Source organism: Ornithinibacillus xuwenensis, from assembly GCF_039614845.1.
In the GTDB taxonomy this organism is placed as follows: domain Bacteria; phylum Bacillota; class Bacilli; order Bacillales; family Amphibacillaceae; genus Ornithinibacillus; species Ornithinibacillus xuwenensis.
In genome coordinates this window covers 241,643-259,016 of the sequence record NZ_JBDIML010000002.1, presented here as the reverse complement: position 1 = coordinate 259,016, position 17,374 = coordinate 241,643, and the positions used below count along the sequence as shown (strand labels likewise).

The following is a 17,374-nucleotide window of genomic DNA, read 5'->3' as shown; positions in this document are numbered from 1 at the left end:
ATCATTCCTTTATCCATTTATAAATTATTTGCTGTTAATAATATCCTTCAATTCTTGGGCTGTTTTCGCTTGAACCATTTGCTCAATATTTTCTAGCTCCGAGCAAATAACAGCGATGCCAGATAGGATTTCAAGATGCGTACCATCTTTTCCAGCAATACCAAAAATTAATTTAGCTTGTTCACCGCCAAAATCAACACCAGCTGGAACCTGTGCTACCGTAAAGCCTGAACGGATAACTGCTTTTTTGGCTTCCTCTGTTCCATGTGGGATCGCAACATGGTTTCCCATATAGGTGGAGGTCATATTATCTCGTTCAATCATGGCATCGACATAACTTTCTTCCACATAACCAGCCTTCACTAAAGCCTCGCCAACAAACCGAATGGCTTCCTCCTTGGAAGAAAATTGCTGATTAATAAATATATTTTCTTCCCGTAATAGATCGTCATCATCATGCTCATGATCAATACCAGTAATATCTGCTTCGGTGTCTTCAACTAGTTCTGCTTGTGCTCGTGATACACCGTTTTCTAAGCTATCAATGAGTTTATCGTATTCAGGACTTGATAGGAAATTATCGACAGAAATATGATAAGCACTCGGCACCTTATTTTTAGCACGCGGTGTTAGCTCCTCTTGGGTAATGACAATTTGTGCATCACTTGGTATATTGCTAATCGCCGTATTGGTGACCGTCACATCTAACCCTGCTGCTTTGACCTTTTTACGGAGAAGAGATGCTCCCATTGCACTAGAGCCCATTCCTGCATCACAAGCAAACACAATCTTATTTACTTCTTCCGGTAATGCACCTTGCTTCGCTTGTAGTGAGGAAGCAACAGAGCTTTTTCTCCCTTTCATTTCCTGCATTTTTTGTGTAGCTTCTTCTATATCTTCTGTATCCTGCTTACTTGTTTTCAATACAAATCCTGAGATGACAAATGATACGATCGTAGCTACTATTACAGAAGCATAGTTGGCAACATAAGCCATTGCTTGCGGCGGAGTAACGGCGGTAATAGCTATAATACTACCCGGTGATGCTGGAGCTGATAAGCCCCCTCCTAACAGCACTAAGGTAAATACACCACTCATGCCACTGATGATTACGGCAAAAAGTAGCTTCGGACGCATGAGTACATATGGGAAGTAAATTTCATGTATACCACCAAAAAAGTGAATGATTCCTGCACCAGGTGCAGATTGCTTTGCTGTACCTTTTCCAAATAGCATAAAGGCTAGTAGCACACCAAATCCTGGCCCTGGATTTGCTTCTAATAAGAATAGAATTGATTTTCCAGTATCCTGAACCTGTTCTAAACCAATTGGTGATAACACCCCATGGTTTATCGCATTGTTTAGGAAAAGAATTTTGGCAGGCTCAATTAATATGCTTGTTAGTGGCAATAAGCCTGTTTCAATTAACCAGTCTACTCCAGAAACTAGCAATTGTGTGAAGCCATCTACAGCAGGACCTATTGCTAAGAATGATAAGATTGCCAGAATGCCCCCTAATATTCCAGCTGAAAAGTTATTAACAAGCATTTCAAATCCTGACCTTATTTTTCCCTCGATGGCCTGATCGAACTTCTTAATGACATATCCGCCTAGTGGGCCGATAATCATGGCACCTAAGAACATTGGTGTATCTGGAGCGCCAATAATGACACCCATTGTTGCAATCGCACCAACTACACCACCTCGGTGATCATGGACTAGCTTTCCTCCAGTAAAACCAATTAATAATGGCAATAAGTATGTCACCATTGGACCAACTAATTGGCCCAAATTCTCATTTGGAAAGAAGCCCGTAGGAATAAATAATGCTGTAATTAATCCCCACGCAATGAAGGCCCCTATGTTTGGTAAAACCATTGAGCTTAAAAAGTTACCAAACTTTTGTACTGCTACTTTCAAATTTGATTGCGCCATTTCTACCCTTCCTTTCACATACATTACCTCTAAAATCGCGCTACCTCATAAACCATATCTTTTCCCAATTACTTGCCAATATTCTAAGCTTAGACTCTACTCTCTTTATCTTTCCCCACTTGAAAAGCCACCAATAAAATTGATGGCTTTCTTTAATATTAATTAAATCAGATATATATCTTGGTTACGTATTGTGAATTCTAGATCTGCTACACGCTGAATAAACGAACGATCATGGGATACAAATACAATCGTTCCTTCATACCCCGCTACAAATTTTTCAATTGCTTCAATCGCATGTATATCGAGAAAATTGGTTGGTTCATCTAATAAGAGAATGTTGTATTGTCCTAAAAACAGCTGACAAAGCTGTAAACGAATTGCTTCGCCACCGCTTAATGTCTGCACATTTTTTCGAATATCCGTCCCAACAAACTGCATAGCATGTAAAACAGTTCTCAAAAACCCTTCCTTGTAATCTGAACGATTTTGAAGAAATTCCAGAACGGTTTCGTTACGACTAAATTGATAGCTCATTTGCTGAAAATAGCCGATTTTTGCCTTTGGTGAAATGGTTAAGCCATGATTGTGTTCTGCTATAGATCGAAGCAAGGTTGTTTTACCGCTGCCGTTTGCGCCAGTAATCGCTACTTTTTTGCCCAGTGGCAATTGGAAGCTCACTTCATTTAATAACAATCTATCCTTTAGCTGAAGGGTAAATCGATCTGCCATGATGGGAAATTTATTATGCAGCTGCAATGCCTTCGATTGGTGAAACACAATCCTTCGTTCCTCTTGAACCGCATCGATTTCCTGAAGCCTTTCCACTCGCTGTTCAATTGCCTTCGCTGCACGGTATACCGCTTTTTGGCTAGTTCCTTTAGATTTCGTTTCAAACATGCGGTTTGGCATTGATTTTGATTCTTTTTTGGACATTCTACCAGCTTGCGCTATCTTTTCCGCTTTTTTCGTTTTTTCTTGTGCCGCTTTTTCAAGCCTTCGCTTTTCGTTTACATATTGCTCATATGCCGCTTGTTGCTGCTCACGTTCTAATTGCTTTTGCTCGATATAGTCACTGTAGTTCCCTTTATAAACCATTACTTCGCCGTCTTTCACTTCCCAAATTGTTGTAACGAGTTCATCTAGAACTGTCCGGTCATGACTAATCATCACAAGGGCCCCATAGTAATAACGCAATTCATCGAGTAAAAACGAAATACCATTCTGATCAAGATGTGTTGTCGGCTCATCGATTAATAATGCCTCATAATAATTGGTAAACAATTGTGCTAGCTTGAGCCTGGTCTGTTCACCTCCACTTAATGCTTCCGAGTCTTTTGGTACTGCTAATTTTCCATTTAATGCTTCACTAGCTTCCATGCTCGCTATTGGAGCTTCTACTTGTTCCAAATAACCACATGTTACATGACGACTGACGCTTCCTTTCGTCGGTTCAATTCGACCTGCTAGTAGCTTTAATAACGTACTCTTCCCCGCTCCATTTTTCCCAACAATTCCAATTCGATCAAACTGGTGTACAGCTAAACGTTTCGTTTTCAACACGGTTTTATCGAAATAAGTCACGTCAATATTTTCTAACTCTATAATTAATTGTTCCATATTTGCTACCTCCGAAATGTCATAAATTTCGTATCGATAGCCTGGATCGATACGAGTGTTTGCCTACCCCTACAAAACTCGTATCAATAGAATAGTAATTGCATCATGACATACTCCCCCTTTTACAAATTTTTCATATAAAAAAACACAAGCATCTGCTTGTGTTTACGAGTAAAAGGGATACGCTATCCAAAAATTCTTGTCATAAATAGACTCTCGGGCAATCGAGAGACATACATATAAAAAAGAAAGACAGAAAACGCCGCCTTTCTACGATGACAAATATGATATGAAATGTAGATTATAAAAAAGGACAGACCAATCCCATTTACTCTGTATTCCTAAACAGAGTCTTTGAACATATTAAATTACTTCGTTCAAAGCTGGGAATCGTAGTCTCATTGCATGTATATCCTTTCTATAATTCTCCTAGATTTAGTATTTACAATGCGATTATAGTATTCCTTTATGAAAAAGTCAAAGCAACTTTCAAACGGTTCAAATTCGATTGCTTGGGCAATACGTGTAAAAATGCTACTATTGCAACAAACGGGCGATAGTAATATCCCCTTTACGAAAGGAGTACGGAAAATGATAACGTTCGAAAACGTGACAAAGAAGTATGCAGACGGCAATACTGCCGTAGACTCCTTAAGCTTTGATATACATAAAGGAGAATTTTTTGTCCTGATTGGCCCCAGTGGCTGTGGGAAGACGACTACACTTAAAATGATTAATCGTTTAATCCCGTTAACCGATGGGACTATTTTTATTGATGGCAAAAAAATCAGCGAATACAACATCCATGAACTCCGTTGGAATATTGGCTATGTCTTACAGCAAATAGCGCTATTCCCACATATGACGATTGAAGAAAATATCGCCATTGTACCAGAGTTAAAGAAATGGGATGATGCCACCATTAAGGACCGAGTTACGGAGCTTTTAGATATGGTTGGATTAGATCCAGATACTTATCGAAATCGAAAACCAAGTGAGTTATCAGGTGGAGAACAGCAACGAGTTGGTGTTGTTCGTGCTCTAGCAGCAGATCCAGATATCATCTTAATGGATGAGCCATTTAGTGCACTTGATCCAATTAGTCGTGAGAAGCTTCAAGACGACATCATTGCCTTACAACAAAATATCAAAAAGACAATTGTATTTGTTACCCATGATATGCAGGAAGCATTAAAGCTAGCTGATCGAATCTGTTTAATGAAGGATGGAAAAAAGGTTCAGCTAGGCACCCCTACAGAACTCATGGAAAAACCAGCGAATGAATTTGTTCGTGAATTTGTTGGGAATACCAACAAACCTGCTGTTCCGATCAATTTAGCTGATATTATGCAGCCATTAACGGAAACAGATCCTGTACCTACTGTGACCTTATCTAATTCTTCCTTATCACATGAGATATTGGAACAATTATCCGCACACGAAGTAGTAGGTATTACAGAAGATGAGCAGCTCATTGGCATCGTCAATCGCCAGATGGTGATTCGATACTTTTCCGAGCATCTGCAGGAAAGAGGTGCAATAAATGGCTGATTTCATTGCGGTTTTTCAAGACAGACAAAGCGAACTAATTCAAGCACTGCTTGAGCATATTCAGATTTCCTTTATTGCGATTCTATTTGCAGCATTAATTGCAGTTCCTTTAGGGATCTATTTAACAAGAAAGAAAAAAATAGCAGAAAGTATTATTGGGATTTCAGCAGTTTTACAGACAATCCCATCCTTAGCATTATTAGGTCTATTTATTCCGTTATTTGGCATAGGAAAATTACCCGCAATCATCGCTTTAGTCATTTATGCACTGCTTCCTATCTTACGGAATACCTACACCGGAATAAAAGAAGTAGACGCATCCTTAATCGAAGCTGCAATGGCGATGGGGATGAATACGCGAAAAAGACTGATGAAGGTAGAATTACCACTCGCAACGCCAGTAATTATGGCTGGAATTCGCACCGCAATGGTACTTATCGTTGGTACGGCAACGCTTGCTGCTTTAATTGGCGCTGGTGGTTTAGGGGATATTATTCTTCTTGGGATTGACCGAAACAATACAGCCTTAATCATTCTTGGTGCCATACCCGCAGCGCTACTTGCTATTCTATTTGACATCTTGCTACGTAGGATGGAAAAGCTATCATTCAAGCAATCCATTATTTCGATTGGGGTTATTTCTATCATTGCGCTGGCAATTATTATTGCACCTAGCTTCACAAAAGACTCCGATGACACGCTAGTGATTGGCGGAAAATTAGGTACCGAACCAGAAATACTGATCAATATGTACAAGATTTTAATCGAGGAATCGACTGATTTACAGGTGGAATTAGAACCAAGCCTTGGAAAGACTTCCTTTTTATTTAATGCGTTGGAATCTGGTAGTATTGATATTTATCCTGAATTCACCGGAACAGCAATCTCACAATTTCTCCAAGAAACCGCTGTTAGCAATGATCGACAGGAGGTTTATGAGCAAGCGAAGAATGGCTTACAGGAACAGTTTAATTTCGTATTGCTAGAGCCAATGGCGTTTAATAATACGTATGCTTTAGCGGTTCCAAAAGAATTTGCTGAAGAAAACGATCTACAGACTATTTCTGACCTTCGTGCGGTTGAAAATGAAGTACAAGCTGGATTCACATTGGAATTTTCTGATCGTGAGGATGGCTATTTAGGAATTCAAGAGCTGTACGGATTACAATTCCCAATTGTGAAAACAATGGAGCCACAGCTACGCTATTCTGCAATTGAACAAGGCGATATTAATGTCATTGATGCCTATTCAACAGATAGTGAACTGAGAAGATTTAATCTAACGGTATTGAAGGATGATAAGGAGCTCTTCCCACCATACCAGGGTGCACCGTTGCTACGAGAGGAAACAATTGAAAAATACCCTGAACTGAGAGATATATTAAATCAGCTTAGCGGTAAAATATCCGATGATCAAATGAGAGAAATGAATTATCAGGTGGCTGTTGAAGGAAAAAGTGCGTTTGAGGTAGCAGAAGCATATCTTAAACAAGAAAACCTAATCAAATAGAAGGAAGGGATATGGTAGAAACCGTATCCCTTTTTTTATGCATACATCGGAAAGTCTTCTGAAATCTTCTCTCATACATATTACCTTCAAAATCGAAAACAATAGATAGTATGTTAAATAACTGTGGAGGGACGATACGTTCATGGACGATATATTCATAGCTCGCTCCTTATTTGGTACAACCATGGCATTCCATATTATTTTTGCAACGATTGGCGTGGGACTGCCTTTCATGATTCTAGTAGCAGAGCTTCTTTACCAGAAAACGAAAAACTACGAATATGTTGTAATGGCAAAACGCTGGACAAAGGCCTTTGCTGTTCTTCTTGGTGTTGGAATTCCAACTGGAACCATTGCTGGTGTACAGCTATCCTTATTATGGCCAGGGTTTATGGAGGTAATTGGTCGTGTCATGCCTTTACCATTTCAAATAGAAATCTATGCCTTCTTTGTGGAAGCATTATTCATGTCGATTTACGTATATGCGGCCGAAAGAATTAAACCTTGGATGCGTATTGTTAGCTTAATCTTAGTGGCATTAGGAGCATTAGCCTCTGCAGTATTAATTACAAATGTACATGCCTTCCAGGGCACACCTGCTGGATTTCGCATTGAAAATGGACAGATTGTCGATATCAATCCTTGGGCAGCTTTTTTTAACCCGAGTTTTTTTGTAACAGCAGGACATGTCGCACTATCTGCATATGTTGTGGGGGCATTTGTTGTGGCTTCGGTTTCTGCATTCAAAATGCTTAAAAATAAATATGGTTCTAGAATTTATCAATTCCATCAGAAAGCATTGATGATAAGTCTGGTTGTTGGCGGAATCTTTTCCTTTCTAACTGCTATTAATGGACATGCATCTGCTCAGTATTTACACGAGTACCAACCAGAAAAATTGGCTGCAGCGGAAGGACTATTTGAAACCCAGTCTCATGCCCCACTAGCAATTGGCGGCTTTACCGATCGCGATACACAAGAGGTGAAATGGGCAATTGAGGTACCTTGGGCTTTAAGCTTTTTAGCTGGAAACAGTTTTGATACCGTTGTGGTCGGTTTAAATGATTTCCCAGAAGAATTATGGCCACCGTTGTTTATCCATACCCTTTTTAATATTATGGTTGGAATTGGTTCCTTCCTCATTTTTATTGCATTGGTTGGGTGGGCTTGGAAGAAATTCCTCAAAAAAGACCGCTTCCCCAAGGTATACCTCTGGATAATGGTATTTACTGGCCCCCTAGCAATCATTGCAATTGAATGCGGTTGGATATTCGCTTGTACAGGACGGCAGCCATGGGTTATTTATCGTATATTAAAAACTGCAGATGCTGCCACTGGTGCTTCTAATTTAGGCTTCTTAGCTGTTCTGTTTTTTAGTATCTATATCATATTAGGAATTGCAGTCGTGACCGTACTCTTATATTACTTCAGAAAAAATACGGTTCAGGATGATTTTAGACGGGCGGAAGAAAAAGGCATCCCGCTGTTTGGATCAAATTCGTAGGAGGCAATCACATGACGGATGCACTTATAGCAATAACGGTTCTATGGGGATTCGTGTTTATTTATGCGGTAATGGCAACAATGGATTTTGGAGCTGGATTCTGGTCCATGATTTATTTAAATCGAGAGAAAACAAGGGCAACCAATATTGCTAATCGTTACCTTTCACCTACCTGGGAGGTTACCAATACCTTTATCGTAGCATTAGTTGTTGCGATTTATAGTCTCTTTCCAAACGCAACCTACACATTGGGAACCATTCTACTTGTACCAGGGAGCATTATTTTACTTTTATTAGCATTACGAAGTGCTTTCTTAGTTTTCTCGAATATCGCAACCGAATATCGGAAGCCATTGACTTATATATCCGGGATTACTGGTATTATTATTCCGGGGATATTAATTAGTGTCTTACCAATTACACACGGACATTATATTGATTATATCGATGGTACCGCTAACCTTAACCTACAAAAGCTATTTACAAGTCCAAATGAATATGCGTTTATTGGGTTTGCGATTTGCAGTACACTATTCCTTTCCTCCATCTTATTAGCAGATTACTCCAAGGTATCCAAGGAAATGGATGCTTATAAGGCCTATTTAAGAGATGGTATGATTTTAGGACCAATTACATTATTAATGGCTTTTTTTGTTATGCTCACGCTCAAGCAAGAAGCACAATGGATTTACGATAAGATGATGGAGGATTTACCTTTACTACTTGTCTCAGTTGGATTTTTTATTTTGGGTGGATTAGGACTTTTCCTTCCTTCTTTTTTTGAAAAAGGTGTACGTGGGATGCCAAGGATTACCGTGATTGCAGTGACGATTCAATACTTGGTTGCTAGTTATGTGTACGGGAAAGCACACCTACCTTACATTCTTTATCCGGAAATTACCATCCATTCTGCTTTTACAGACCCTAATTCCTTTCGAGCCGTATTTACAACTTATATTGTCGGTTTTGCCATTCTGTTTCCTGGTTTTTTCTACTTTTGGACTATATTTATGAAGGATAAGCGGTACCTGCAGGAGAGCCTCGATGAGAATGGAAAAAATGATAAGTCGTAAATATCGATGGTAAAAATAGCTTTCAGAAGAATAATCCATTTATAGTGCCTGTCCTTTAGAAAATGTGTGCGCAGCCCCCGATCCTGTGTTGAATATATAGTAGGTTAACGGTAAACTAAATGAAAATACTGGCAATTGAAAGGATGGAATCATGCACGAATTAGACTTACATCATATTTTTGAGCTTGGGCTAATCTTAATTATGATTGCAGCGGGGATTACGGCCATTGCCAAGAAATTTGATCGGCCCTATCCAATAGCACTCGTCATCGTCGGTGCGATTATTGGACTTGCGAATATTTCAATACTAGAGCCCCTCATAGACTTTATTACAGAAGGGGAAATATTCAACTTTGTCATCATAACCTTATTTTTACCGGCACTATTAGGAGAGGCTGCTCTCAAGCTTCCGTTTTCACATTTAAATGAAAATAAAACACCTATTATGGCACTGGCATTTGGAGGTACGTTTCTTTCTTTTCTTATTATTGGGTTTTTATCCATTTGGTTATTAGACTTTTCAATACCGGCAGCTTTTGTATTTGCTGCAATCATGAGTGCTACTGATCCTGTTAGTGTACTTTCCATTTTTAAAGGGCTTGGGGTAAATAAACGACTTGCAACGATTATTGAAGGAGAAAGTCTATTCAACGATGGGTTAGCTGTTGTTCTGTTTAAAATATCCGCTTTCTCTTTAGTTACCTATATGGAGCTCGGCTTTGAAGGAGTCGGCCTAGGTGTATGGGAATTCTTTAAGGTGATTTCACTTGGACTATTAATTGGAGGTGCTCTTGGATATGGGTTTTCCCAGCTAACGAAGTATTTCGACGATTATCCACTAGAAATCATCTTCAGTATTATTTTATTTTATGGTTCATTTTTATTAGCAGAGAGCTTTCATGCTTCAGGCGTAATTGCTGTAGTTGTAGCAGCACTTGTCTTCGGTAATTATGGTGGAAAAATCGGGATGAGTCCTACAACCAAATTAAACATTAATAATTTCTGGGATGTTACGGCATTACTAGCGAATTCACTTGTATTCTTAATGGTCGGATTAGAAATTACGCGAATCAATGTAACTGATAAATGGGGATTAATTTTTCTTGCGATAATCATTGTTCTGATAGCAAGAAGCCTAGCGGTTTATACAAGTCTCTTTGCAATCAAAAATATTCCGACAGCCTGGAAGCATATTTTCAACTGGGGTGGTCTAAAAGGATCCCTATCTATCGCACTTGTACTTAGCTTACCTCGAGATTTTGAAGGACGAGAGGATATCTTAATTGTTGCATTTAGCGTTGTCTTATTCTCACTCGTAATTCAAGGGCTCAGCATTAAGCAGCTACTTAACTGGCTTGGTGTTACAAAACAAGAAGAGAGTTACAAAGAGTACCGAGCTATGATTGCTCGAGGGCATCAATATGAAACAGCAATAGCAGAAATTAATAAAATGAAAAAGAGATTATTTATTACAGATGCTGTATCCAGCGAATTGGTAGTGGAATATGAGCAACGATTGAATGAATTGCATGAGGAAATGGACCGGTTATTACAGAATCATCCAGAGTTAAAACAAGAGCAGCAGGTAGTGCTACAAAAATATTCACTCTATGCGCAGCATGAGTCCATTGATTTATTACTTAAAAATGATGTGATACCAAGTGATATTGCAGAACAAGAAAAAGAAAAAATTACGGAAAAGCTTGTGGAGTTAGAAAAGGAATAATGTAAATAAGACAGTCTCTCGTTGTTTTGGAGAGGCTGTCTTTTATTAGATGGATAATATATTTCTTTTAATCAAATTCAGATTTCCCTGAAATCCTAACTACAGAACACGAAAGGCTATTCCACTTTAAACTTTCGGATTGTGTTGTTTAAGGATTCTGCTAACTCTGTTAAAGCTTCCGCATTTCCAGCTATCTCATCCATTGCACTGGAAGATTGCTGAACAGATGCTGATGTTTGTTCGACACCTGCAGAGGACTCCTCTGCAATCGCAGCAATTTCATCAATCGATAGACTAATTTTTTGGCTTGTTTCTGTGATTCCATTGAGGTTATCAGAAATACCTTTAATCTGTTGCTCAATTTGGTTAACTGCTTGGTTAATATGATTAAAAGTCTCTCCGGTAACCTTAATTTGATCTGAACCTTTTTCAACCTGCTCATAGCTTTCCTGTAGTGCTGCTGCAACTCCAACAGATTCACTTTGAACCCCTTCCACAATACGACTAATGTCTGTAACGGAAGCTGTTACTTGCTCCGCTAACTTACGCACTTCATTCGCAACAACCGCAAAGCCACTTCCATGCTCACCTGCTCTTGCTGCTTCAATAGCTGCATTTAATGCTAATAGATTTGTTTGATCTGCAATGTCCTTAATTACTAACACCAGTTTCGAAATCTCTTGTGACTGATTTTCTAATCCTTTTACTTTCACAACAGATTCCTTAACATCTTCATAAATATCCTTCATCTGCTTAATAGATGAATCCATAAGTTGTTGTCCTTGTGTAGTAAATGCCAATACCTCTTCTGAAGATTTCTTTAATGCTTCCCCATTATCACTTGCTTCTTGAATAATAGATGTGAAGTTTTTCATCCCTTCAGAAATATCGGACGAGGTTGTTGCTAAAGATTCCGAACCACCTGATAAATCTTGCATTGTAGAAGCTATTTGACGATTTCCTTCGTTAACCTCTAAAGCTGACTGGGACAACTCTTCAGATTGCGCATACACATTATTAGATACTTCAGTTGTATGACCGATTAACTGTTTAAGATTACGTGACATTGTATTAAAGGATTCTGCTAGCTCCTTAACTTCATCTTTCGATTTTACGTTAATTTCTTTTGCAGTTAAGTCTCCATCCGCAATCATAACAGCAGCATTTTTTAATTTTATTAATGGTTTTGATATAGAAAGGATTAAATAATAACTCACTATCACTACAACAATTACGGCTACAACTGAAAGAATAATGCTAATAAGTTTACCATTGTTGTAGATACTCTCACTTTCTTGAACCGCTTGATTTCCACCGTCTTTATTTAACTGAACTAACTCATCAATATTAATTTGAATTGCTTCATAAAGTTTATTACTTTCGCGAATTAAGTTTCTAGCTTCGTCAAGGTTATTCGTTCTCCCTGATGTGATAATTCGATCATGAATTCCAAGATAGTTATTCCATTCATGCACTAATTCTTCAAGGAGTTTCAGTTCTTTTTCAGATGCTACTGATTGTCTATAAGACTCTATTTCGTTATCTATCTCTTCTAGCGCACCATTCATGCGTAATTCAAGTGCAGCCATTTCTTGTTCCGTTGTAACCAATAAATATTCTAACTCTAAAGCGGAGACATTTTCCGTTAAGTAATTAATTTGATCTATGTCTTGAATACCTTTTAGCCATAATGTATTTATTTCTTCCGTTTTTTTACTAATTGTACTCATGCTATTAATCCCGGTTATGACCAATACAACCATTAGAATAATAACTAAAACAAATGAAAACACTATTTTCTTCCCTATGGTAAATTTCATTTCACATACCTACCCTCATAAATTAATTAGTTCGACTTTTGTCGAAACTTGTAGAAATATGAGTAAATTATACCATGCAAATAGAACTATAAAGCGAAAAATTTTACTGGAAAATACATACAAAAATGCTTAGATTTTCATTATCTAAGCATTTCATCACCATGTATCATGTTATCTTTCTCTATAAAGAATCGGGTCAAACAATGCGACCTCTATCTTTCTCTCCTCAAGCTGAGTAGTTGTTACCCAGATTTTAAGGCTTTGGGCACCTGCTACATTTAAATGGATATCAATTGGTTCTATTCCTTTTGATAACACCACTGTATGTAAATCCTCCTGCATATCATCTAGTCTGAATATAAAGGTTGTTTCTGCACTAGAATCCTTAAAATCCTCTATAATTCCAGCCTTTGCATCAAAAAATAGATAGTTATTATCTAGAGGAATCTCAATATAGGTCCATGTAGCCTCTCCTTTTTGGATTGGGTCCATCGTGTACGTGACTTCATATCCGTTACGGAATAGAATATATTTCGTGTAGGAACGACCATCTGAGTCGTGAATTCTCTCATCAAACCACCACCATTTCGATTCAGAGAAGTCAACAAAATTATCCCGTACATTCTCATCTGTGCTTATCTGGACAACATCCTCACCTACAAAATCTGCTTCATACTTTACTTGAAGCTCATCATATCCAAAAAATAGAGCTGTAACCGATATGACAATGTAATAGATAACGCGAACAACAAGCAACATAAAATGTATAAGTAAAAACACTTGGATGACTGTGTTTATTCTCGACGGTAGTATTTTATAAATTTGCGTAGACAAAAAATAAATTATTACAACTGCTACAATCATTAATAGTAATTTAATAAATGGTTTTCCTTCACCTAATCCATGAAACAAATCGAATGTAGCTGGATACAGAATATAATGTGCCAATTCAGGTAATGTTTCATATATCTTAAACAAAAATCCACCTAGTCCAACAATTATATTCGATATAAATTGGAATATTAACTCGACCAGCGTAACTATTAATACAAGTAAAAATAAAATACCGATAATGATTCCTAGAAATCCTGATGAATCTCCACTTGGGCGACGATTACCCCCGCCATCGCCTCCAAAAAACCACCCTGCCAGAAATCCCCTTTCAAAAGCACTCATACTTCCCTCTCCTAATCTATGATGTCAAAATAATCTGCTCTATTACTATAGCAAATATTGTCTTGTTTTTGGAGAGGATAAAAAAGGACATCATAAAGAGATGCCCTAATGCAAGTAGTTTAATTGGCTACTTAATTTAAATGTTTATTTAAGTCGTTTTCCTCTAAAACAGAAGTATCACCATATACCTTGACAATGTGTTTCTCTCCCCAAGCACAAAGCGAATCCAAAATCCCCTGCAGACTCGTTCCATAGTCACTTAGCTCATATTCCACTTTTGGTGGAACTTGATTATGAACAATTCGATTGATTACACCATCTTCCTCTAATTCCCGCAATTGTTGTGTTAACATCTTTTGCGTAATAGTAGGCATCAGACGTTTCAACTCGCTAGTCCGTTTCTTGCCGTGATTTAAGTGGCAAAGGATAACACATTTCCACTTTCCACCTATAACCTCCAATGTTGCTTCAACGGATATATTGTATTTCTTTTCTTTCATCATGATTGTCCTCCCAATCAAGGGCACCAAAAAGTACCTATATTACTTTTTAGTGCCTATATTACTTTAAAGTGCGTACTTTTCATTTTTTCCTCTATGCACCATAATAACATTTGCCGGTTGAAAGTAATAGCATTTATTGAACTATATAGTTCCCCATAATCCCATATACCATGTTTTATAAAGGAGGAAAAGCATGTCAGTCAACAAGAAAAGAAGTACATTAGCACTTCTTGCTTTAGCAGTAAGTACATTTGCTATTGGTACAACAGAATTTATAAGTGTTGGATTATTACCGTTAATAGCCGATGATCTAGAGATATCCGTTACAACAGCAGGTTTAACCGTTTCGGTATACGCGTTAGGAGTAACTTTTGGCGCACCCATTCTAACTTCTCTTTCATCCGCGATGTCACGGAAAGCACTATTAATATGGATTATGATTACCTTTATTATTGGCAACAGTATTGCAGCAGGGGCAACTAGCATCGAGGTATTGCTCCTAGCACGTGTAGTAGCTGCCTTTTCACATGGTGTATTTATGTCCATAGGCTCAACAATAGCGGCAGAATTGGTGCCAGAAAACCGCCGTGCTAGTGCCATTTCTATTATGTTTACTGGGCTTACAGTAGCTACCGTAACTGGAGTTCCTTTCGGGACGTTTATTGGGCAGCAATTTGGTTGGAGAATGGCCTTTATCATTATTGTCGTTGTTGGTGTCTTTGCACTAATTGCCAATAGCATTCTTGTACCGGGAGATTTACGTAAAGGAAATAAAATTTCATTTAAAGACCAATTTAAGTTAATTTCCAATGGACGCCTATTACTTTTATTCCTGATTACAGCTTTAGGGTATGGTGGGACTTTTGTGGTCTTTACCTACTTAACACCTTTATTACAAACCATTACAGGTTTTCAGGAAGAAACAGTCGCTCTCATATTACTTGTTTACGGTATAGCAATTGCTATTGGAAATATGATAGGTGGAAAGCTATCCAATCACAATCCTATTCAAGCATTATTCTATATGTTTATCGTTCAGGCATTAATCCTATTTATCTTACACTTCACAGCACCATTTAAAGTCATTGGGCTAATAACAATTATTCTCATGGGCTTGATGGCATTTATGAATGTACCAGGATTACAGGTGTATGTAGTTATACTGGCAGAACGATTTGTTCCAACCGCTGTAGATGTAGCATCTGCGATAAATATTGCAGCATTTAATGCTGGCATTGCAATCGGCTCCTATTTTGGAGGAGTAATAACCGATTCAGTTGGACTAATTCACACTTCATGGGTCGGAGCCATTATGGTACTCATTGCTGCTTTATTAGCAGGATGGAGTACAAAGTTAGAGAAAAACAATAAATAATTTGGAGGAAAGTTATCATGATTACTAGTTTACAAGATACAACAACATTGCATAACGGAGTAAAAATGCCTTGGCTTGGAATTGGTGTATTTAAGGTAGAGGAAGGTCCCGAGCTTGTTCACGCCGTTAAAGTTGCCATTAAACACGGATACCGAAGCATTGATACGGCAGCCATCTATGAAAATGAAAGTGGTGTTGGACAAGCCATACAGGAAGGACTGCATGAAGCAGGTATTACGAGAGAGGAATTATTTGTCACATCAAAGGTATGGAATGCTGACCTTGGCTATGAATCAACAATTGCCGCGTTTGAAGCTAGCCTTAACAAGCTTGGGCTTGATTATTTGGATCTATACTTGATCCACTGGCCTGTTGAAGAAAAATATATGGATGCCTGGAAAGCACTTGAAACCCTTTATAAACAAGGAAAGGTCCGAGCAATTGGCGTAAGCAATTTTCAGGTTCATCATCTGGAAACGTTAATGAAGGACGCAGAGATTAAACCAATGGTCAATCAAGTGGAATGCCACCCACGTTTAACCCAGAAGGAGCTTATGGAATTCTGTCTTGAGCACGAGATTCAACTCGAGGCTTGGTCACCATTAATGCAAGGTCAATTATTCGAGAATCCCGTGTTACAGGAGATTGCTGCTAAGTATAATCGGAGCGTTGCACAGATTATTATTAGATGGGATTTACAAAATGGTATTGTCACCATTCCAAAATCTACGAAAGCGCATCGAATCATCGAAAACGCATCTGTTTTTGACTTTGAGCTATCAAAGGAAGATATGGCTATCATTGATGCGTTAAACCAAAATCACCGGGTTGGTCCAGATCCTGATAATTTTGACTTTTAATTTTGCAATGGAAAGAGGGGCTTCGTAAGTAGAAGTCCCTCTTTCCATTTTCTAGATGACCTTCATTACAAATCTGCCTTTAAGTTAATATATTTTACAAGCTGATTATTTAAATAACTGACATTGTAGGAAAAGTCCTGCCGATACCATTCCAGAATCATCCCAATAATGGCATTTGCCTGATAGGCACTATATAGATCGTGGTTAATTTCTTCCTCAATAGAAGCGATTTTGTCATGCAATAATAGACTCTTAATTTCCTCAAATAGTAAATAATAGTACATCATGGGGACCTTTTTTGAAAAAATAATTTTGTAAAAGGGTTTGTACTTTTCAATATGATGAAAAATTTGTATCGTGGATGGATCTAACTCACTTGGTTTTAACACCGAAACATGACGATAGGGCTCTTGATAGGAACGTGCTAAATCTGCCGTTATTTCTTTAAAATACTCTTCAAACAAATCTTCTATCTGACTATAATGCAAATAAAAGGTTCCACGATTTACCTTAGCCTTTCTGCAAATTTCCGAGATCGTAATATCCTCTAAAACTTTATCATTTAACAAATCTAATAATGCAGCATGTAATGCTTCTTTCGTTTTTACAATTCGTAAATCTGTACGAGTCATTTTTTTCACCTCTTATTCAACACATCTTTATCAATCTGTTAATTACTGAACAAAACCTGGTTTTTTGCTTATTGTAAGCCTTGTCATAC

The 17,374-nt window shown here is 38.0% G+C and carries 13 protein-coding genes; 7 read left to right on the top strand and 6 right to left on the bottom strand.

Annotated features, from left to right (window positions below):
- Positions 1 to 24: 24 nt before the first annotated feature.
- Positions 25 to 1,935 (bottom strand): PTS mannitol transporter subunit IICBA, encoded by a 1,911-nt coding sequence (locus tag ABC228_RS07120; protein WP_345824414.1) that lies wholly within the window; start codon positions 1,933 to 1,935, stop codon positions 25 to 27.
- Between the two features lie 162 nt (positions 1,936 to 2,097).
- On the bottom strand, positions 2,098 to 3,555 hold the full coding sequence (locus tag ABC228_RS07115; RefSeq protein ID WP_345824413.1) for an Msr family ABC-F type ribosomal protection protein: 1,458 nt from the start codon (positions 3,553 to 3,555) through the stop codon (positions 2,098 to 2,100).
- Positions 3,556 to 4,146: 591 nt separating this feature from the next.
- Between ABC228_RS07115 and ABC228_RS07110 the strand changes: the two genes are divergently transcribed.
- The 5 genes from ABC228_RS07110 to ABC228_RS07090 all read left to right on the top strand — a co-directional run bounded on the left by ABC228_RS07110 (position 4,147) and on the right by ABC228_RS07090 (position 10,919).
- Entirely contained in the window at positions 4,147 to 5,106 is a 960-nt protein-coding gene (locus ABC228_RS07110; protein WP_345824412.1) for an ABC transporter ATP-binding protein, read from the top strand.
- Positions 5,099 to 6,616, top strand: coding sequence for an osmoprotectant update ABC transporter permease/substrate-binding subunit OpuFB (gene opuFB / locus ABC228_RS07105; protein ID WP_345824411.1), 1,518 nt, complete (start codon positions 5,099 to 5,101; stop codon positions 6,614 to 6,616). The genes ABC228_RS07110 and opuFB overlap by 8 nt, the downstream gene beginning before the upstream one ends.
- 142 nt (positions 6,617 to 6,758) lie before the next feature.
- Positions 6,759 to 8,120, top strand: a complete 1,362-nt coding sequence (locus tag ABC228_RS07100) for a cytochrome ubiquinol oxidase subunit I (RefSeq protein WP_345824410.1) — start codon at positions 6,759 to 6,761, stop codon at positions 8,118 to 8,120.
- An 11-nt stretch (positions 8,121 to 8,131) separates the two neighbouring features.
- Positions 8,132 to 9,193: a cytochrome d ubiquinol oxidase subunit II gene (locus ABC228_RS07095; RefSeq protein WP_345824409.1), complete on the top strand. Its 1,062-nt coding sequence runs from the start codon at positions 8,132 to 8,134 to the stop codon at positions 9,191 to 9,193.
- 151 nt (positions 9,194 to 9,344) lie between these two features.
- On the top strand, positions 9,345 to 10,919 hold the full coding sequence (locus ABC228_RS07090; protein WP_345824408.1) for a cation:proton antiporter: 1,575 nt from the start codon (positions 9,345 to 9,347) through the stop codon (positions 10,917 to 10,919).
- Positions 10,920 to 11,035: 116 nt separating this feature from the next.
- Here the strand turns inward: ABC228_RS07090 and ABC228_RS07085 are convergent, their stop codons facing one another.
- The 3 genes from ABC228_RS07085 to ABC228_RS07075 form a co-directional block, all read right to left on the bottom strand.
- Complete coding sequence (locus ABC228_RS07085; protein ID WP_345824407.1) at positions 11,036 to 12,739, bottom strand: methyl-accepting chemotaxis protein; 1,704 nt, start codon at positions 12,737 to 12,739, stop codon at positions 11,036 to 11,038.
- A 171-nt stretch (positions 12,740 to 12,910) separates the two neighbouring features.
- The gene (locus ABC228_RS07080) at positions 12,911 to 13,915 is read right to left on the bottom strand and encodes a hypothetical protein (RefSeq protein ID WP_345824406.1); all 1,005 of its coding nucleotides are present in this window, start codon (positions 13,913 to 13,915) and stop codon (positions 12,911 to 12,913) included.
- 131 nt (positions 13,916 to 14,046) lie between these two features.
- Positions 14,047 to 14,415 (bottom strand): winged helix-turn-helix transcriptional regulator, encoded by a 369-nt coding sequence (locus ABC228_RS07075; protein WP_345824841.1) that lies wholly within the window; start codon positions 14,413 to 14,415, stop codon positions 14,047 to 14,049.
- Positions 14,416 to 14,611: 196 nt separating this feature from the next.
- Between ABC228_RS07075 and ABC228_RS07070 the strand changes: the two genes are divergently transcribed.
- Positions 14,612 to 15,793: an MFS transporter gene (locus ABC228_RS07070; RefSeq protein WP_345824405.1), complete on the top strand. Its 1,182-nt coding sequence runs from the start codon at positions 14,612 to 14,614 to the stop codon at positions 15,791 to 15,793.
- Positions 15,794 to 15,810: 17 nt separating this feature from the next.
- A complete protein-coding gene (locus tag ABC228_RS07065; protein ID WP_345824404.1) occupies positions 15,811 to 16,653 on the top strand; it encodes an aldo/keto reductase in 843 nt (280 codons plus the stop codon).
- A gap of 65 nt (positions 16,654 to 16,718) precedes the next feature.
- On the opposite strand, the gene ABC228_RS07060 is transcribed toward ABC228_RS07065, so the two are convergent.
- A complete protein-coding gene (locus ABC228_RS07060; protein ID WP_345824403.1) occupies positions 16,719 to 17,285 on the bottom strand; it encodes a TetR/AcrR family transcriptional regulator in 567 nt (188 codons plus the stop codon).
- Between the last annotated feature and the right edge of the window lie 89 nt (positions 17,286 to 17,374).